The following is a 19643-nucleotide window of genomic DNA, read 5'->3' as shown; positions in this document are numbered from 1 at the left end:
ATTAGCGGCTTCGTTTTTTTATACTTTAGGAAGTTTAACTTTGTTAAAGGATTAAGTGTTGCAGTTGTTTTGCTGATTGATTATCAAGAGTTTTAATGGTTTGTGTATAGTGTAGACCAGCGGGATCGAACCGCTATTTAGGGAACCAGAGAAAACTTCCTTTAAAACATTTTTTCACCATGACGATCTCAGCTCATTTGAGCATTCATTGCTTCCCATTCTTCTTTGCTAGGGCCATATACGCCAGGAACTTTCAAGTCAGCTTGTCTCATTAAGACAGTCAATTGTCCGCGATGATGAGCCTGATGCTGAATGAGCAGACGGAAAACAGCCTGAACAGGCATGTCCATTCCAAATAAATTCACCATTTCGTTCATTTTTTCATCTGAAACCTGTTCAGAAAACTCTTGTGTTAACCGCTCACTTACTGTTTTGTATGTCTCACTGATTTCTGCAGCTGATTTGGGTGTCTCTTTTTGAAGATCAGGAATCTCAAATATTAATCCAACCTGTGAAGGAAAGTAGTAAGCTGCTCCAGTAATGTGCCAAGCCAGGCTTCCAATGCTGTATAATCCTCGAGAAACATCCTGATTCAACGATTCATCCGTCAGCACATCCAGCACTTTCTGGGTAACAGCTGCTTCTTGTTTCCATTCGTTTAAGAAATCATTTACTGATGTAAACATTCCATTCCCTCCGTAAATTAGCAAATTTTTAAAGAAGCCTTTCAAATTCATTGTATCATGCTCAACTAACCATTCGCTTTAAGACTTAAATTTCCTTTATAATAGTTCGGTTAAACCATCTGGATATAACACTAGTTATTCATTCATCGAATAAAAACGCTCCCTATTGCAAATAATTTCTTTAGATTTCTAGTTGTTAAGGGGCAAATTAATGAGGAATATAGTAAAAGAAATTGAATCCAGGTTTTCCAATCACGACGATTTTTTCATCGAAGAAGAACGAGTAGATAAAACAGAAATCTATCTTATTGGATTTAATACGCTAGTTGATTTACCTAAGTCGAAATTATATGTTCAACAAATGGCTGCTCCGTCTACTTCATTAAAAGTACTTTTGTCAAATCTTAGTGACCAGATTAGCGTTGATACAGAACAAATCATTAAAGCCGTATTAGAAGGCAAATTAGTGATCGTTTCAAAAGATGGCGAAGAGAATGCCGTGATAGACCCTATCGCCCAAAATCTGAGTAGCAGCATTGAAGAGCCTAAAAATGAAAGTCCCATTCAATCCTCTACGGATGCCTTTGGAGAAGATATTAATATTAACGTTGGGATGATCCGAAAAAGACTGGATACTGAACGTCTGTGCCATTGTTCCTATCAAGTTGGAGAGCTGGAAAAGCGAAAGCTGTCAATGCTCTATATTAAAGGAAGAACCCCGAATGACCTTATTGAAAAAGTGAACCAGCAGTTAAATCAAATTAAATCAGATATTGAAACAATCGATGATCTTAATAAGCAATTTGGTCAACGTAGATTGAGTCCTGTCAGTCATCTATTCGCCACTGAACTTCCGGCTCAAGCCATTCATTCCTTAAAAAAGAACAGAATCGTGCTTTTTTTAGATAATTGTCCTTTCGCGCTTGTTTTTCCCCATCTGCTTTGGGATATGTTAAGTAGTGCAAACGATCGCAATTTCCCTTTTGTACTGTCATTTATGCTTCGAATCTTTAGAGTAATAGGAGTTGTGGCCACTCTTATACTTCCCGCTTTATATGTTGCCTTGGTCTCAGTTAACCCTGAAGTATTTAAAACTGATCTTGCTCTGTTTGTCGCTAAAAGCAGGGAAGGTATTCCTTTATCTGCCTTTCTTGAAACCATTGCAATGGTCGTTTTAGTTGATTTGATACTTGAAGCGATTGTGCGGCTTCCTAAGAGCGTGGGTCCCGCTATTACAATGGTAGGAGGGGTCATATTGGGGCAGGCGGTAGTTGAAGCGAAATTAGTAAGTAATTTGTTGGTCATTGTAATCACCGCTATTGTAATTGCCAGTTCGGCAGTGATCGGAATGCAAAACTCCTTGTACATTCGTTTACTGAAATACCCCATATTAATTTTGGCATCACTTTTCGGTATTTTAGGGGTTTGTACTGGTTTCATTTTCACCATCATATATTTGGCAAGCTTAACATCCAACGATATTCCTTATCTAACGTTTCGTATTGAACAAAAAGGAGACACAAAGTGACGCAGAGGATACAAATTGGAGCAGTTTTCATTATTATACATTTGAGTTTTGGCTATTTGGTCTATCCTAATCTCGTTTATGTATTAACGAAAACAGCTCATTGGGAAGTGGTGATGTGTCAATGTTTTCTGGAATTGGTTTTAATTTGGATTTACATGAAAGGGTTAAATTATTTTCCCGAAAATGATGTCATTGATATTTTTCTTAAAATGGGGAGATGGGCTGTAATCATGTTTCTTACCCCATTTGTGATCCACTTGATTGCGCTAGTTGCCCTCAATATTCGCCTCCATACTGAAGTCATTATTTCGATATTTTTGCCTCGGACCCCTTATTGGTCAATAATGGCACTGTTATTTTTCATTTCGGTATATACAGCTATAAAAGGTTTAGGCACCATTTTACGTTCCTCGATTTTTATATTCTTGATTGTTTTTCCCTTAGTGCTATTTAATATTTTTTCCTCTTTTATAAATTTTGATTTAAATAACGTTACACTTGGTTGGAATTCACCTCCCAAATTCTTGTTAAATAAAAATTTTTGCTATCTTTTAGGATTTTCATCGTTTTTATTTTTGGGATTTATGACTTCCAAAACAAAATTGACGTTCCGCCCTTTTTTTATTGCATGGGTTAGTGTAACGTTATTTTTTCTTTCGGTTGTGTATATACCGTTATATATTTTCGGACAAGAACCGGTTGTGGTCATGACCCACCCTTTTATGGAAGCAATGGATTCAATAGACATTAGCTGGTTTTCGTTCAACCGACAAACGGTGTTCTTCGGTGTATCGTTGGTTGGATTAGTGATATTGGCTAATGCAGTTATACTTTGGATGATCGGACGGATCATGCAGAAAATGTTTAGATGCAGCAAACGCGAATCCTCATATTGGATTATTGCTTTTTCTGTCATCGCTTTTATTTTCGCGTTATTTGTTCCGAACAAAACTTTGATGGAAAAGTGGTTTCTGTATAGTACAGGTGCTCAAGCTTATTTAATGATTATTATTCCGTTTACCATTTTTATCTATGGTTTTCTGTCGAAAAGAGGTGTCGTGGGGCATGAAAAAAAATAAACGATATAAACTATTGATCGTATTCATGTCGATAATCTTACTCTGCGGGTGTTGGGATATTAAAGATATAAATAAACGCACCATTCCTTTAGTCCTGGGCATTTCCAAGGAAGATGGTAAAGAGTATAAATTAACATTGCAAATCCCTATACCGAATAAAGACAGCAAAATATCGAGAATTGTAACAGGGAAAGGCGAAACTGTAGCAAGTGTGCTTGGCCAAATGCGGACAAACTCCGAAGATGCCGTTGATTATTCACAAATACGATTAATCGTCATTCAAAACAATTTGGCACATAACCAACAGGAATTTAAGGGCCTTATAAAATTTTTAATGGATTCAGAAGAAATTCCCTCAAGAGCGTTGGTAGCCATTACAGATGAAAATGTCGAAAATGTGTTATCAAACATAAACGATAAGTTAGGTGTCCATGCTTCCTCTATTTATGATTATTTTAATAAAGGGGCTGGGTGGGCACCTGAGATCTTTAGTACCCCTATTTGGGAAGTGTATCGAAGCCCGTTTTTATATACTAGAGATATCGCCGTTCCGGTTGTTCGTTCCGGAAAAGATACAGTGTTAATCTTTGAGGGCTCCGATATTTTGAAGAAAGGAAAAATAGTGGAAAGAATCAGCCCGGATGAAAACCAATTAATTAATGTATTCCAAAACGAAAATAAAAAAGGAAAAGGAAAAATAGAGAGTCTAGGTTTTGCCAGTACTATGATCACAAACAGCTCCATTCAAAATATAACATCAATGAAAGGTAATCAACCGCTGGTGTCAAGCGACTTGAATTTAAAAATACACATTTTAGAAAGAAAAGAAGGAATCACAGATCACATGATTCAAAAAGAACTTGAAAAGATTACTGAAAAGCGGTTTTATCATATACTTAAGCAAACACAAAGAAGCCATACAGATATTTTTGGGTTTGGCCAACAATTTCATCATCTGATTTCTTACCATGAATTAAAAGACTGGAGGAATGAATATTATCCCAAACTGAGAGTGGATTTTGAGGTCCATGCTAATATGGAGTAATGATATGTATTTCGGATACTCTCAACAAAATTCGTTCTATTAATAAAAATAATTTATTCACAGCCTAAGAAAAAGAATATGATTTCGGCGACAATTCGGAAACTTACTCCAAACTAGATTCTAAAACAAAAATAAAAACCCTTGTATACCAAGGGTTTGAATGATTATGTATGGTGGAGACTAGCGGGATCGAACCGCTGACCTTTTGGCTGCCAGCCAAACGCTCTCCCAGCTGAGCTAAGCCCCCACGATGGTTGTTGCTGACAAGAAAAATTATATAACAGAAGCTGAAAGAAAAGCAAGCCTCTTTATTAAAAATTCTTTCAATGAGGGATGAGCCTTATCAGGGTTCATCTTTTCCAGTTCCATAAATTTACCAACTTATTGGCATACTTTCTCAAAAAGATGGAAAGCTAACATGGTAAATCAAAGAATAGAAGGAGGACATACGTATGCAACAGCAGCAACCGAATCAGGGACAGAACCAGCAGCCGATGTATCAACAGCCGCCGAATGTGATCACAGGGAAAGACTTTAACTACTTAACCGACATGCTTTCATGGAATTTGCTTGGATTTAAGAAGGCGCATTTTGCAGCGAGCCAGTGTCAGGACCAGCAGGTGAGTACGGCGCTTGAGAAGGCGTGCCACATGCACGAAAAGCATTATCAGCAGATCTTGCAGAAACTTCAATCCGGCGGAAGCCAGAATATGAATCAATAGGGGGAACGGAAGATGAATAACAATCAGAACAAAATTCAAAATCCAGAGTCTCAGGTGCCGAAAACGCCTCAGATGAATGACCGGGATTTCCTGAATGACATTCTTTCCTATGAAAAGTACATGACCGCTTCGTATTCAACAGCCATGAATGAAGCGAGCCATGACGCGCTCTATCAGGAGATTCATTCGATTTTTGATGAGACGAAAAACATGCAGCGTGAACTCTATGAGCTTATGTTCCAAAAAGGCTGGTACGCACTGACGCCGGAACAGCCGCAGAAGCTGCAGCAGGCTGCCCAGCAGTTTACCGGGTACATGTCCCAGTTTCCTCATAACCCACCCACGCAATAAAGACAAAGTTATTAAAAGCTGTGGAGCTTCTTCCACAGCTTTTTTCCTTTATAAGGATTTATTACCACTCTTTTGTGAATAAAGTTAACTGGTATAGACAACTAGAACTATATGGCAGAAAACCTTCCTGGGCCTATTGCTTTGTTTTCGCCTGAGTCGAAAGGAAACGACAAATTCCTCCAGAAAGAAGTATCGTTCATAAAACTAAAGGAGGATAACATGCAATGAAGAAAAGACTAGCGTTTTTATATGCGATGGCCTGTATGCTCGTCGTTGCTTCGTTCCTTGGAGCGGTTCCAAAACAGACAGCTGCAGCAAGCCATCCTGATCAAAGAGATTTGATCATCTCCAGCAACATTCCACAGGCGTTAAAGGAGGTTAATGGTGATCAAATCCAGCTTCATGCTCTTCATGTGTATAAAGTGGACGGCCATTTCACGGAGACGGAAGCTTTAAGATGGTGGTCGGCAAATCCGCGGGTTGCCACAGTAGACCCCAAAGGACTTGTAACACTTAAAGGCCACAGCGGCGACACTCGCATTTTTGTGACGGACGGACGAAAGATCGACCATACAGAAATCTCCGTGAAAGACCATAAAGGAACAAAGACAGCTGTAATCCAAAAGCAAAAAGGGAAAAAGTACAATGTGATTCCGGCAGCCATCAAACAGATGAGTATGGAAGAAAAAGTAGGTCAGATGCTGATGCCGGACTTCCGAACGTTTAATGGCAAGAACGTAACAGAGGTCACACCAGAGATTAAAGCCCTCGTGAAGAAATATCATCTAGGCGGCATCATCTTGTTCCGTGAAAATGTTGTAACGACAGAACAGACAACCAAACTTGTGGCCAATTATCAGGAAGCTTCAGAAAAGAACGGATTGCTTATTTCGATTGACCAAGAGGGTGGTATTGTTACCCGCCTTCAAAGCGGAACAGATTTTCCAGGAAACATGGCACTAGGTGCAACAAGATCTCCTGAGTTAGCTGAAAAGGTAGGGAAAGCGATTGGTGAAGAACTAAACGCGCTTGGGATCAACTTTAATCTTGCACCTTCGCTTGATGTAAACAACAATCAGGACAACCCTGTTATTGGAACTCGTTCCTTTGGAGAAGATCCTCAGCTTGTTACAGATTTAGGAACTGCTTACATCAAAGGCTTGCAGTCCACAAACACCGCGGGTGCAGCAAAACATTTCCCGGGCCATGGGGACACAGCAGTTGATTCCCATATTGGCCTTCCGGAAGTACCCTATGACTTGGAGCGCTTGAAAAAAGTAGAGCTGTTTCCTTTCCAAAAAGCGATGGATGCTGGGGTGGACGCAATCATGACTGCTCATGTGACGTTCCCAAAAATCGATCCATCCACTGCTATTTCCAAGAAAGACGGCAGCACGATTGCCATCCCAGCCACGCTTTCCCATAAAGTGCTGACAGAACTGATGAGAGAGGACATGGGCTATAAAGGTGTCATTACAACCGACGCGATGAACATGCAGGCGATCTCTGACAACTTTGGACCTGTAGACTCAGCCATCCGAGCGGTAAACGCTGGAACAGATATCGTACTCATGCCTGTTGGTCTTGAGGCCGTAGCGAATGGTTTATATGATGCGGTTCATAAAGGTGAAATTACACAGGAACGCTTGAACCAGTCTGTTGAACGGCTTCTTACATTGAAAGTGAAACGCAGCATCTTTAAAGCTGAAAAATCTGCAGATGTAAACAAGCTCATTGAAAATGCTCAACAAGTCGTCGGTTCCCCTGCACATAAACAGATCGAAAAGGAAACAGCAGAAAAGTCGATTACACTCGTTAAAAACCAAAATACTCTTCCATTGAGTACGGATGCGGGTGCACCAGTTGTCGTGATCGGCAACACGTATGTAGAAGATTTGGCTGCTCAAGTGAAACGGCTGTATCCAAACAGTGTCATGATTAAAGCCGCTGGCTCATTAACGGATGATCAGCTTCAAACGGTAAAATCAGCAAAAGCTGTCATCGTTGGAACGTACACATCTTCTGTAGCAGGAAGAGCCCCTGACAGTGCCCAAATGAAAATGGTGAATCAAGTGAACAGTGAAAGTGACAAACCAGTCATTGCGGTCGGGATCCGAAATCCATATGACATTATGGCGTTTCCTGATGTAGATGCATATCTCGCACAATACAGCTTCCGAACAGCAAGCTTTGCAGCAGTGGCGGATACTATTTTCGGCAAGAATAATCCGTCGGGAAAGCTGCCAGTAACCATCTATAACAGCAACAAAGAAACATTGTATCCATACGGGCACGGACTATCTTATTAAAGGGGGAGAAATAAGATGAAAAAGTGGTTGAGTGCAGGGATGTTATTTGTTTTGGTGATCACCTTACTGTCATCGGCGATGGCAGAGGATGACAATCATCATAAAAATTCACCGCAAAATTTTAAAACGGGTGCAGAAGTGCTGCTTCAAGACCAACAAGACCTTTTAAAAGGGAAGCGTGTCGGGCTCATCACGAACCCGACAGGAGTTGACGGAAAGCTGAACAGTATCGTCGACGCGATGCACAACAACCCGAACTTTGAACTGAAAGCCTTATACGGTCCGGAACATGGAGTTCGGGGAAGCGAGCAGGCAGGGTCGTATGTTGATTTTTACATTGATAAGAAAACACAGCTTCCGGTTTACAGCCTTTACGGGAAAACGAAAAAACCAACCCCTGAAATGCTGAAGGACATTGATGTTCTCGTCTTTGACATCCAGGATGTGGGTACCCGTTTTTACACGTACATTTATACGATGGCGTATGCGATGGAAGCGGCGAAGGAAAACAACATCGAGTTTGTTGTGCTCGACCGTCCGAATCCGCTCGGCGGGGAAGCAGTGGAAGGGCCGGTGCTTGAGCCGAAGTATGCAACGTTTGTCGGCTTATATCCGATTCCTCTTCGCCACGGGATGACGGTCGGTGAACTCGCGATGCTTTTTAACAAGGAGTTCAATATCAATGCGGATCTGAAGGTTGTCAAAATGAAAGGCTGGCACCGCTGGAAGACTTATTACGAAACACCGCTTCAGTGGGTGATGCCTTCGCCTAACATGCCAACTGTGGACACCGCATTCGTCTATCCTGGAGCAGGATTGATTGAAGGAACAAATGTGTCAGAAGGAAGAGGAACGACGAGGCCGTTTGAAACGATCGGAGCTCCGTTCATTGACGGAGATGTGCTCGCACAAAAATTGAACGAACTGAAGCTTCCGGGAGTGATGTTCCGTTCAAATTCCTTCACCCCAACGTTCTCAAAATTTGCAAATGTGCTGTCGAACGGTGTTCAGATTCATGTGACCGATTATGGTTCCTATAATTCTGTGGATACAGGGCTTGCGGTTGTGAAAACGATACATGATCTGTATCCCAACGATTTTCAGTTCAGAGCAGAAAACAGCCAGGGGATTTCATATTTTGATAACCTGATCGGAAACGGCTGGGTACGGGAAGAAATCGAAAAGGGAACATCTTTAAAAGAGATCAGACAGAAGTGGATGCCTGAGCTTGACCAGTTCAAAAAGATCAGAAAGCACTACCTTCTCTATAAATAAGGTGATAAGACCTATTTTCTGAATTAACAAAATAGTTCGACTGGTATAGACAACTAGTTATAAGCATGGTACCCTGTGCATAGAGATAATAAGGATGGTGAGTGGAGATGAAACCATTACTATTAACAGGAGGTACCATTTATACAGAAAATGGTGAGCTGGAAAATGGATACCTCATAATTAGAGACCAGCAAATAGCAGAGGTGGGCAAAGGAGCTGATGCATTAAATCTTGAAGATTATGATGTTCTTGAGCTGCCCGGCAAGTCATCTGTTGTTCCCGGTATGATTGATCTGCACATTCATGGTGCTGCTGGCGCAGATGTGATGGACGGGACAGAGGAGGCCCTAAAAACGATGGCAGTTACCCTTCCACAAGAAGGAACGACGGGCTTTCTTGCAACGACGATGACGCAAGGCGAAAAGGAAATTGAAAGCGCACTGCAAAACGTCAGAGAGTACATGGGGAAAAACAATCCTCCCGGGGAGGCGGAGATCATCGGCCTTCATTTAGAAGGGCCGTTTATTTCCCCGAAGCGGGCAGGAGCCCAGCCTTTGGACCATATTAAAAATCCGGACGTCCAGCTGTTTCAGAAATGGCAGGAGCTTTCTGGCAACGCGATTAAACTCGTAACTTTGGCACCCGAAGAACCGGGTGGATACGAGCTGTCTTCCTATTTAAAAGAAACTGGAGTTGTCGCATCAATCGGCCATTCTGACGCGGTGTATGAGGAGGTTGTGAAGAGCATTGATTCAGGTGTTACGCATGCGACTCATCTGTATAACGGAATGAGGGGCCTTCACCACCGTGAACCCGGAGTGGCAGGAGCGATTCTGCTGCATGATGAGATCACAACAGAAATCATCGTCGACGGCATTCATTCCCGGCCTGAGATGGTGAAGTTCGCCTACCGCAACAAAGGCAGCGAGCGGGTCGTACTCATTACCGATTCCATGCGGGCAAAGTGTATGGGCAATGGTTCATATACACTTGGCGGGCAGGACGTAACGGTCGATGGAAACGAAGCGACGCTGGCAGACGGTACGCTTGCCGGCAGTATCTTAAAGATGAAGGACGCGGCCCGAAACATGAGGGAGTTTACCGGGTGTTCCACGGAGGACATCATTCAGATGACCGCCGTAAACCAGGCGAAAGAGCTTGGTGTTTATGAACGCAAGGGAAGTTTGACAGCAGGCAAGGATGCCGATGTTGTCGTGCTTAACGAGGAAAAAGACGTTATCTTCACCTTCTGCCGTGGAAAACTTTCTTATCAGCGGAGGGAGGACGTATAACATGAAAATCATTGAAGTTGCGGATTACGAGGAAATGAGCAGGGTTAGTGCCCAAATTATGTTGGAAAAAGTCAAGAGCCAGGAACATGTCACACTTGGACTTGCGACAGGCGGCACACCGCTTGGCACGTACAAGGAGCTCGTTAGGGATCATGAGGAGAACGGAACGCGGTATGACCATGTGCACACGTACAATCTCGATGAATATGTGGGACTTTCGTCAAGCGATCCGGAAAGCTATCATTCCTACATGTGTGAGCACCTTTTTAACCGGGTGAGCATTCCGCTTGATCAAACGAACATTCCAAACGGATCGGCTGAGGAACTCCTTCAAGAATGCTTGCGCTATGACTCACTGATTGAGAGCATCGGTGGCGTCGACCTGCAGCTGCTCGGTATCGGGCAGAACGGGCACATCGGGTTTAATGAACCGGGAACGCCTTTTTCATCAAAAACACATGTGGTGGACTTAACGCCATCGACGCTTGAGGCAAACGCGGTGTATTTTACAGATCTCTCCAAACAGCCGACACGAGCACTCACGATGGGCATCTCCACTATTTTGCAAAGCAAGGAAATCCTTCTTCTCGCCTCGGGAGAAAAGAAACAGGACGCGCTGTTCCATCTGTTGCGCGGAGAAATTTCAGAAACCGTACCGGCATCGGCCTTGAACATGCATGGAAATGTAACCATTATTGCAGATTCACAGGCATTAAAACTGGTGAACTCGTTAGGGAAGTGATACAGAAATGATTGATAAATACTCACCACTGCCGATCTATTATCAAATTGAAGAAGCGATCAAAGGACGGATTGAAAAAGGAGAACTTCAAGAAGGGGAGATGATTCCTTCCGAGCGGGAATACGCTGAAACTTACGGAATCAGCCGGATGACTGTCAGACAGGCGATAACCAACCTCGTCAATGATGGTTACCTGACCCGCCGAAAAGGCAAGGGAACCTTTGTCGCCAACAAAAAGATTGAGCAAAAGCTGGTCGGCCTGACGAGCTTCACAGAAGACATGAAGGCCAGAGGGCTCTCGCCATCTATCAAACTATTGGATTTTAAACTGAGTGAAGCCCATGGGAAAACGGCCACAGGTTTAGGAATTCAAACGGGAGCTGCCGTGTATGAGATCCAGCGGGTCAGGCTCGCGGATCAAATACCGATGGCGCTTGAAACCACGTTCCTGTCGGCTGACTTAGTCAGGGGACTGAACGAAAAGATCGTACAAGGTTCACTCTATCAATACGTAGAGGATGAGCTTGGACTCAGCATTGATTATGCAACACAGGAGCTTGAAGCCTCTGTCGCCCGCGAAGCTGAAAGCGAGATTCTTGGAATCGCGAAAGGATCGCCGGTTTTATTTATTCGAAGATACACCTACCTGACAGACGGGCGTCCGTTGGAGCTCGTGCAGTCAATTTACCGAGGGGACCGCTATAAATTCATCATCGATATGCAGCGGGGATGATGTGAACGCTTTTTTGTATTTGAACTCGCATAGAAGTGATGTCTAGCTCCAGCGTCCAAAGCAGAAAACGTGTTTCTTGTTTTCAGCATAGGTCCTCGGAGGACGAATTGAAAAACACAATTCGTCTTTGGTCGCTTCACTCTTACCCCTCAACACAAAAAGCGTGTTGCTGTGTAAGAGTTCCAGCGCTTGTCGGACCTTAACGGGACGCTACGCTTTTCTTAAAAGGGGGATAAGATCATGAAAAAAGAACAATTAATGGCGCAGCAGATAACTGAAAAACTGGGCGGCGCCGAAAACATTCAAAGCTTAACGTACTGTATGACACGGCTTCGCGTAACGCCGAAGGATGAATCCAAAGTGGACAGAGCAGGCATCAAAGACATCGACGGGGTCATGGGTGTTGTAGGGGATGAGACCCTTCAAATCATTGTCGGACCTGGAACAGTCAACCGGGTAGCCGATGAGATGTCCAGAAATACGGGACTTCAAGTTTCAGCACTGGATGAAGATGGAGAAGATGATCTCGCCAAGACTACGAAAGATGAAATCAACCGGAAAAACGCTACACCGTTTAAGCTGTTTCTTCGTAAAATCGCCAGCATCTTTATTCCGTTAATCCCGGCGATTGTCGGTTCCGGATTGATTGCCGGTATTACTAACGTTTTGGTCCGAAGCGGTGTTCCAAAAGAAGTACCAATTATGCAGATGCTCGATATGATCGGATGGGGGCTTTTTGGTTACCTTGCGATCTTCGTCGGAATCAACACCGCAAAAGAATTTGGCGGAACACCGGCACTTGGCGGCGCGGCCGGAATCATGCTCATCAACCCGGCGCTTGCCAACATCACATTGTTTGGCGAAAAGCTATTGCCAGGCCGAGGCGGTCTGATCGGTGTCATGCTTGCTGCTGTCTTTATTGCCTGGAGTGAAAAACGAATCCGCCGTTTCGTACCAGCTGCAGTTGATATTATTGTAACTCCTACATTAGCTTTGCTGGCTACCGGAATCGCGACACTGTTCGTTCTACAGCCTGTCGGTGGCTTCATCTCTGACTTGATCACAAAAGGATTATTAAACCTTCTTGATATTGGCGGTATCTTTGCCGGAATCGTCCTTGCAGGTACCTTCCTTCCGCTTGTTGTTACCGGTTTGCATCAAGGTTTGACACCTGTTCATATGGAATTATTGAACTCGATTAAAGTGGATCCTTTGCTTCCGATTCTGGCGATGGGTGGAGCAGGCCAAGTTGGTGCAGCCTTTGCTATCTACTTCAAAACAAAAAATGCCAAGCTGAAACGCGTCATCAAAGGCGGCCTGCCAGTTGGTATCCTCGGAATCGGAGAGCCTCTGATATTCGGTGTAACCCTTCCGCTAGGACGTCCGTTCCTTACAGCGTGTCTGGGTGCAGCTGTCGGTGGTGCGTTCCAGGCCTTCTTTAAAATTGGCACGATCGCGATTGGTGTTTCCGGACTTCCGTTGGCGTTCCTGATTAAAAATACGAACCAGATCATTCTTTATATCGTCGGACTTTTACTAGCGTATATTTTCGGATTCATCTTCACATGGCTGTTTGGCTACAAAGAGTCAATGGCCAAGAATATCTAAAGCAATAAATAGCAGGGAGTGGCAGGCATGTTAGGGATTTCAGTCTATCTCGGGAATGATCCTGACCAGAACAAAAAGTGGATCCAAAAAGCCGGCTCCTGCGGTTTTCGCAAGATCTTCACCTCGCTTCATATTCCTGAGGAAGACGCCTCTCTTTTGCGGGAGAGGCTGATTCTTCTCGGAAAAGCGGCGGGAAAGGCTGGTATGGCCCTCATGGCAGATGCAGGGCCGCAATCGCTGAAGAGCATCGGCATCAGCATGGATTCGATCGGGCACCTGCGTGAATGGAACATTGATGGGATCCGTGCTGATTACGGTTTTTCTGATAAAGAGATCATCACCTTGTCACAGGAAATGAAAGTAGGAATCAACGCGAGTACCCTTGATGAAGAAACGGTGAACAACTGGAAAGATAACGGATTGCTGACTGAAAATGTGGAAGCGTGGCATAATTTTTATCCGCGCCAAAACACAGGCATCGCCTCGTCATTCTTGCGGGAGAAAAATATCTTTTTAAAATCGCTCGGGCTCCAAACGGCGGCTTTTGTACCCGGTGACAAGACCCTCAGAGGACCTGTTTTTGAAGGGCTTCCGACTCTTGAAAAGCACCGGAAAGCCAATCCTTTTCACGCCGCTGTCGAGCTGGACAGTCTTCAGACTGATCACATTTTAATCGGTGATGTGGAAGCCAGTGACGAGACGCTGGAGCGACTTTCAGCATGGAAGGACGGCATTTTAACGTTGAGAGTAGATTGGATGGAGGGAGAGTCTGTATCGGGGGTTCATACGAATCGTCAGGATGCCGCACGGGATGTGATCCGTTCCGTGGAATCTCGGTCGTATGCGATGAACAATGGTGAAAAAGCTGCGCCTCAGAATCCGCCGTTGCCCCGTCCGTTAGGAAGTATCACGATCGATAATGAAAAATACGGGAGATATGCGGGGGAACTTCAAATTACGAAGACCGATTTGCCGGCTGATGAACGAGTGAACGTGCTCGGCCAAGTTCGTGAAGAAGATCTGATGCTGCTTCCCTATATTGGTCCGGGACAAAAATTTTTAGTGCTGTGAAAGGAAATTTCATGAAAATTAATCACCTAACAACTGAGAAAAGAAATCCAAATACTTTGGACATCGATGAATGTTCGAGCCTTGAAGTCGTACGAAAAATCAATAACGAGGATCAAACGGTCCCGGCAGCGATTGAAAAGGTGCTGCCTGAGATCGCGTCTGTCGTAGACCAGGTCGTTGCAGCGTTCCGCAATGGAGGACGGCTCATCTATACAGGAGCGGGAACAAGCGGAAGGCTGGGAATTCTTGATGCTTCGGAATGTCCTCCAACTTATGGAACACCGCCTGAGATGGTCATCGGCATTATTGCAGGAGGCGGCCAAGCCATCCATACGGCCGTTGAAGGAGCTGAGGATGACAAAGAAGCTGGTATGAATGATCTGAAAAACCTTGACCTAACAAAGGACGATGTCGTCGTTGCCATCGCTGCCAGCGGAAGGACGCCTTATGCGATCGGTGCTCTGGAGTATGCGAATGAGATCGGGGCGGTGAGTGCTGCTTTAGTCTGCTCATCTGATTCCGAAATGAGCAAGGTGGCACAACACACGATCGCTGCGGTCGTCGGTCCGGAAGTGGTGACTGGATCTACCCGCATGAAAGCGGGAACCGCGCAAAAACTGGTTCTGAACATGATCAGCACAGCATCAATGATCGGAATCGGCAAAGTGTACAGTAATTTGATGGTAGATGTACAGCCGTCCAATAAAAAACTCGTCCAGCGTGCGAAGAATATCGTGGTCGAAGCGACGGGCTGTTCACCTGAAGAGGCGGAACAGGCGCTTTCTGATCATGATGGTTATGCGAAAGGAGCGATTCTGCAGCTGTTAACTGAGCTTTCTCCAAGTGAAACGAAAACACTTTTGGAAAAGAAAAACGGCATGCTGAAACAGGCGCTCAAGGAATTTAAGGGTTAAATTCTCATTATCTAAACTAAAAATAGGGGGGACCTACAATGTTAGGTTTTTTACAGCGGATCGGCCGCGCGCTCATGCTGCCGATCGCGGTACTGCCGGCAGCGGGACTTGTATTAAGACTCGGTGCACTATGGCATATTCCGTTCATGGAAAAAGCGGGGAATTCCATTTTTGAAAATCTGGCTATCTTGTTTGCGATTGGTGTGGCGATTGGTTTTTCAAAGGATGGGAATGGAGCAGCAGCTCTTGCAGGTGCTATCGGGTATTTTGTTTTGACGAGCGGGGCAACTGCCATCGATAAGACCATCAATGTTGGAGTGCTGGGAGGTATTGTTTCGGGGATCGTGGCAGGACTTCTTTATAACCGGTTCCATAATATTAAACTTCCAGACTATCTCGGCTTCTTTGCAGGAAAGCGGTTTGTCCCCATAGTTACCGCCGGGGCCATGGTCGTACTAGCAGGGGTGTTTGGATTTGCCTGGCCGCCTATTCAGGATGGCATTGAAGCGATCGGACACTGGGTTGTTAACGCAGGTGCTTTTGGTGCTGCTGTTTTCGGATTCTTAAACCGTCTTTTGATTCCTCTAGGCCTTCACCACGTCTTAAATAATTTTATCTGGTTCGTGTTCGGCGATTACAAGAATGCCCATGGTGATCTATGGCGTTTCTTTGCGGGAGATCCTTCTGCAGGATTCTATATGGCTGGTTTCTTCCCAATCATGATGTTCGGTTTGCCGGCTGCTTGTCTCGCGATGATCATGGCGGCTAAAAAGGAAAAGCGTAAAGCTGTTGCCGGAATGCTCCTTGGTTTGGCATTTACCTCCTTTTTAACAGGAATTACGGAACCGATTGAGTTTTCATTCATGTTCTTATCCCCGCTTTTATACGTGATTCATGCACTTCTCACGGCAGTTTCCATGGCGGTTGCGGTTCTATTAAACATTCATCATGGTTTTACGTTTTCCGCGGGAGCCATTGATTACTTCCTAAACCTGGATCTTGCAACACGGCCATGGCTTCTGGTCCTGCTCGGACTTGTCTTTGCAGCGGTTTATTATGTCGTCTTCTATGCTTTGATTGTTAAGTTGAACTTGAAGACTCCAGGCCGTGAAGATGAAGATGATGAAAGCATCGTTGAAGATACGAGTGAAGGAGTAGGCGATGACAAGTACGATAGAATTGCGGCGCGTTATCTTGCTGCCTTAGGCGGTGCAGATAATCTTGAGGTTCTGGATAACTGTGTCACAAGGCTGCGATTAAAAGTAATAGATGTTGAGAAAGTGAATGAGCCCGATTTGAAGAAGGCGGGAGCAAGAGCAGTACTCAAATTGAGCTCCACCGATGTCCAGGTGGTCGTCGGAACGGACGTTGAAGCAGTGGCAGAAGCCATGAGAAAGATCATTTCCAAAGAAGAACGAGTTTCATAGGGTAAGAAAAGGGCTCTCAGCTGTGCTGAGAGTTCTTTTTTGTGGTGGAAAATATGGAATTAAACCGATCTAAATATTCACAATTCTTCGTCTCTCCAATTTACTTTATCACCGCACTTAAAATGTATCAAAAGAACCAAAAAAACCGGCCTTCCATAGAAGACCGGTTTTCCTGCTTTTTAATATCCGTACCCGTAGCCGAAGCCGCCGAAGCCGCCGTAACCGCCGTAACAGGTGCATCCAACAATAATCAGCAGGATGAATAGGACAACAATTAAACTAAAGTTGTTAAAGATACCACCAGACATTATCTTCACTCCCGGATTATTTTATTTAAGAGGTTGCCCTCCTCCTCCATACATCATATGATACCAAGCAGACTGAGAAACCGAGGCATGAGCGGATTTTTAGCGGCGACGGCTATAAGTTAGCCTTGTTTCGTGTTGCTGAACGATCCGACGAGGGATTCTTTGTTTCGGTAGTTGGTCATCAGGGAGATTCCTACCAAAACCACGAAGCCAGTGACGATGCCGTACATGATCGGATTGGTGGAAGAGAGCCCTTCAATGAGCAATCCGCCGATGACAACGACCGTGCTGGCAAGAATAGAATAAAAACCGGCGTTGGCCGTTGATTTCTTCCAGAAGAACATGAGCAGCACAGGTACGAAAATCGCGCCGGAAAGAATAGCATAGGCAACATCAAGAGCGACGAGAACGTCCTGAATCCATACTGCAAACGTAATGGCGAGCAGGCCGACAGCAAGTGTCGTCACACGAGAGAGCACCAAAAACTTCTTGTCGCTGATATCTTTAATAAAATATTGGCGCAGAATATCGTTAGTGATCAGGGTGGACGAAGCGAGCAAGGTGCCGGAAGCCGTTGACATGAGCGCTGAGATCACGCTCGCGAGCACAAGCCCGAGGATGCCCGTTGGCAAGATCTTTAAAGCCAGCATGGCAAAGGTATTCTGAGTGTTGTCGATGTTTGGCAGGATGATAAACGCACACATCCCGATGATGCTGCCTGCCAAAGCATAGGCGATGGAATAGAGGCCGGCATACATAGAACCTTTTTTCGCGATGGACGGGTTTTTGGCTGTGAATACACGCTGCCAGATGTCTTGTGAAACAACCATGCCAAGCGTATACAGTAAAAAGTACTGAAAGATCTGCTGATAGCCGATCGATGTCAGGCTGAGATGAGATTCCGGTAATTTTGTTAGCAGATTGCCGATTCCATCTGCCTTCACAATACTCATTGGAAGCATGATGGCAAAGATTCCGATGGTCATGACGACGAATTGGATGATGTCTGTTACGGTAACGCTCCACATTCCGCCAAGGATGGTGTAGAACAGAACGATTCCGCCGCCGACAAACATGGAGGTTGTCAAATTCCAGCCGAGAAGCACATTGATGATTGTGCCCATCCCGATGACCTGGGTAACCGCGACCATGAGTGTGTAAATGGAGGCGACGATAGCAGTGATGAGCCTTGCTTCTGATTTGTATTTTTTTCCGAGCAGTTCACTGATCGTTGTTACTTTATACTTGGAGATGCGTTTAATAAAAAATGTTCCCAAAAGAATGATGCCAAGGCCGATCATCGTAACGAACCAGATGCCTGAAATTCCGAATTCATAGCCCAGCTTGGCGGTACCAATGGTCGACGCTCCACCCAAAATAACAGCAGACAAACAGCCAAGATACATGAAAAGCCCGAGGTTGCGGCCGGCGAGAGCGAATTCCTCTGTCGTTTTAGCCTTCGTTGAACCGATGATACCTACCGCAATTAACACTGCAAAATAAAGAAAAATGATAACTGTGTCCAAGATCCCCATTTCAATGCCCTCCTTTATTCATTTTTGAATAGTTACTGCTGTGCTGCTTGTTCTACTCTAGATGTCAGTCTTGCTTTTTTCAGAGCAATCAATGTAATCATTTCAAACATCACAGTACTTGCGAGCATGGCTGTGATTTCTCCGCTGTCATAGGCAGGAAGTACTTCAACAAGATCAAAGCCGACCAGATTTAGCCCATCAAGATTGCGGACGAGGTCGAGCGCTTCATGGCTCGTCGGACCGGCAGCTTCAGGTGTTCCTGTTCCCGGTGCGTAAGCAGGATCAACGAAATCAATATCAAAGGATACAAAAACAGGCTTGTCCCCTGTGCGCTCATGGATTTTCCGGATTACCTCATCGTAGCCGAGCTTGCGGACGTCTCTCATAGTTAACACTTCAAATCCGAGATCGCGTGCATCCTGAATATCTTCCTGTCCGTAAAGAGGACCTCTCATGCCGACCTGGATGGAATGTTCGACATCGATCAACCCTTCTTCCACAGCTCTCCGGAATGGCGTGCCATGGGTGTATTTTTCGCCAAAATAGTGATCCCACGTATCACTGTGAGAGTCAAAGTGCACAAGTGCCACTGGTCCGTATTGTTTAGCAAATGCTCTCAGGTTGCCGAGCGAGATGGAGTGGTCGCCTCCCATGATGACAGGAGTGACCCCTGAAGAAAGCAGAGGCTGCAAAAAGTTCTCCATGTTGCTGTACGTTTGATGGATGTTGCCGGGCACTACGTCGATGTCCCCATAATCCACACCGCCGCAATGATCAAAAATGTTAATGTCCTGATCAGGGTTGTACGGGCGGAGCAGGGTGGAAAAGTTGCGGATATGCTGCGGGCCATTCCGCTGGCCTGTACGGTTGGAAGCACCCGTATCGAATGGCACACCAATCACCGCGAAATCGACATCTTCGGTTGTCTGAACATGTTCCAGCCGCATAAATGTCTTCACACCGCAAAAGCGGGGAGAGGCTGAAGAATCTTTTGGTTTATACATGGATACTGTCTCCT

The 19643-nt window shown here is 44.8% G+C and carries 18 protein-coding genes and 1 tRNA gene; 14 read left to right on the top strand and 5 right to left on the bottom strand.

The genetic code is table 11. The annotated features are described in order from the left end of the window. Positions 1 to 188 precede the first annotated feature (188 nt). The gene (locus tag M1K46_RS13700) at positions 189 to 686 is read right to left on the bottom strand and encodes a DinB family protein (protein ID WP_256226367.1); all 498 of its coding nucleotides are present in this window, start codon (positions 684 to 686) and stop codon (positions 189 to 191) included. A 211-nt stretch (positions 687 to 897) separates the two neighbouring features. Between M1K46_RS13700 and M1K46_RS13695 the strand changes: the two genes are divergently transcribed. Genes M1K46_RS13695 through M1K46_RS13685 form a run of 3 tightly spaced genes read left to right on the top strand, consistent with a single transcriptional unit; the run spans position 898 to position 4338 of the window. Continuing rightward, entirely contained in the window at positions 898 to 2214 is a 1317-nt protein-coding gene (locus M1K46_RS13695; RefSeq protein ID WP_256226366.1) for a spore germination protein, read from the top strand. Next, positions 2211 to 3293: a GerAB/ArcD/ProY family transporter gene (locus M1K46_RS13690; protein ID WP_256226365.1), complete on the top strand. Its 1083-nt coding sequence runs from the start codon at positions 2211 to 2213 to the stop codon at positions 3291 to 3293. The genes M1K46_RS13695 and M1K46_RS13690 overlap by 4 nt, the downstream gene beginning before the upstream one ends. Continuing rightward, positions 3280 to 4338 carry a Ger(x)C family spore germination protein gene (locus tag M1K46_RS13685; RefSeq protein WP_256226364.1) on the top strand — a complete coding sequence of 353 codons (1059 nt, stop codon included), beginning with the start codon at positions 3280 to 3282 and terminating at the stop codon, positions 4336 to 4338. Before M1K46_RS13690 ends, M1K46_RS13685 begins: the two co-directional genes overlap by 14 nt. Before the next feature lie 171 nt (positions 4339 to 4509). On the opposite strand, the gene M1K46_RS13680 is transcribed toward M1K46_RS13685, so the two are convergent. Beyond that, positions 4510 to 4585 (bottom strand) — tRNA-Ala (locus M1K46_RS13680). Positions 4586 to 4790: 205 nt separating this feature from the next. Here M1K46_RS13680 and M1K46_RS13675 point away from each other — a divergent pair. The 11 genes from M1K46_RS13675 to nagE all read left to right on the top strand — a co-directional run bounded on the left by M1K46_RS13675 (position 4791) and on the right by nagE (position 16782). Next, positions 4791 to 5060, top strand: a complete 270-nt coding sequence (locus M1K46_RS13675; RefSeq protein ID WP_053357453.1) for a hypothetical protein — start codon at positions 4791 to 4793, stop codon at positions 5058 to 5060. A gap of 12 nt (positions 5061 to 5072) precedes the next feature. Continuing rightward, positions 5073 to 5411: a spore coat protein gene (locus M1K46_RS13670; RefSeq protein WP_053357454.1), complete on the top strand. Its 339-nt coding sequence runs from the start codon at positions 5073 to 5075 to the stop codon at positions 5409 to 5411. Between the two features lie 224 nt (positions 5412 to 5635). Beyond that, positions 5636 to 7720 carry a glycoside hydrolase family 3 N-terminal domain-containing protein gene (locus tag M1K46_RS13665; protein ID WP_256226363.1) on the top strand — a complete coding sequence of 695 codons (2085 nt, stop codon included), beginning with the start codon at positions 5636 to 5638 and terminating at the stop codon, positions 7718 to 7720. 15 nt (positions 7721 to 7735) lie between these two features. Next, on the top strand, positions 7736 to 8995 hold the full coding sequence (locus M1K46_RS13660; RefSeq protein ID WP_256226362.1) for an exo-beta-N-acetylmuramidase NamZ family protein: 1260 nt from the start codon (positions 7736 to 7738) through the stop codon (positions 8993 to 8995). Between the two features lie 107 nt (positions 8996 to 9102). Further along, entirely contained in the window at positions 9103 to 10287 is a 1185-nt protein-coding gene (nagA, locus tag M1K46_RS13655) for an N-acetylglucosamine-6-phosphate deacetylase (protein WP_256226360.1), read from the top strand. A 1-nt stretch (position 10288) separates the two neighbouring features. Further along, positions 10289 to 11029, top strand: coding sequence for a glucosamine-6-phosphate deaminase (gene nagB, locus M1K46_RS13650; RefSeq protein WP_256226358.1), 741 nt, complete (start codon positions 10289 to 10291; stop codon positions 11027 to 11029). A gap of 7 nt (positions 11030 to 11036) precedes the next feature. Further along, positions 11037 to 11762 carry a GntR family transcriptional regulator gene (locus M1K46_RS13645; RefSeq protein ID WP_256226357.1) on the top strand — a complete coding sequence of 242 codons (726 nt, stop codon included), beginning with the start codon at positions 11037 to 11039 and terminating at the stop codon, positions 11760 to 11762. Between the two features lie 240 nt (positions 11763 to 12002). Next, a complete protein-coding gene (locus tag M1K46_RS13640) occupies positions 12003 to 13370 on the top strand; it encodes a PTS transporter subunit EIIC (protein ID WP_053357460.1) in 1368 nt (455 codons plus the stop codon). A gap of 27 nt (positions 13371 to 13397) precedes the next feature. Continuing rightward, positions 13398 to 14441 carry a DUF871 domain-containing protein gene (locus M1K46_RS13635; RefSeq protein WP_256226356.1) on the top strand — a complete coding sequence of 348 codons (1044 nt, stop codon included), beginning with the start codon at positions 13398 to 13400 and terminating at the stop codon, positions 14439 to 14441. A gap of 11 nt (positions 14442 to 14452) precedes the next feature. Further along, positions 14453 to 15355, top strand: a complete 903-nt coding sequence (gene murQ / locus M1K46_RS13630) for an N-acetylmuramic acid 6-phosphate etherase (RefSeq protein WP_256226355.1) — start codon at positions 14453 to 14455, stop codon at positions 15353 to 15355. A 38-nt stretch (positions 15356 to 15393) separates the two neighbouring features. Then, a complete protein-coding gene (gene nagE / locus M1K46_RS13625; protein WP_091003724.1) occupies positions 15394 to 16782 on the top strand; it encodes an N-acetylglucosamine-specific PTS transporter subunit IIBC in 1389 nt (462 codons plus the stop codon). A gap of 179 nt (positions 16783 to 16961) precedes the next feature. Here nagE and M1K46_RS13620 read toward each other — a convergent pair whose 3' ends face one another. From M1K46_RS13620 to speB, 3 genes are all read right to left on the bottom strand, one after another. Then, positions 16962 to 17090 (bottom strand): YjcZ family sporulation protein, encoded by a 129-nt coding sequence (locus M1K46_RS13620; RefSeq protein ID WP_082683388.1) that lies wholly within the window; start codon positions 17088 to 17090, stop codon positions 16962 to 16964. A gap of 119 nt (positions 17091 to 17209) precedes the next feature. Continuing rightward, positions 17210 to 18625, bottom strand: a complete 1416-nt coding sequence (locus M1K46_RS13615; protein WP_062233603.1) for a sodium:solute symporter — start codon at positions 18623 to 18625, stop codon at positions 17210 to 17212. Positions 18626 to 18657: 32 nt separating this feature from the next. Continuing rightward, positions 18658 to 19629, bottom strand: coding sequence for an agmatinase (gene speB / locus M1K46_RS13610; RefSeq protein ID WP_256226354.1), 972 nt, complete (start codon positions 19627 to 19629; stop codon positions 18658 to 18660). Positions 19630 to 19643: the final 14 nt, after the last annotated feature.

Source organism: Fictibacillus sp. WQ 8-8 (genome assembly GCF_024494405.1).
In the GTDB taxonomy this organism is placed as follows: domain Bacteria; phylum Bacillota; class Bacilli; order Bacillales; family Fictibacillaceae; genus Fictibacillus_C; species Fictibacillus_C marinisediminis.
This window is presented reverse-complemented; position numbering and strand designations above follow the sequence as displayed.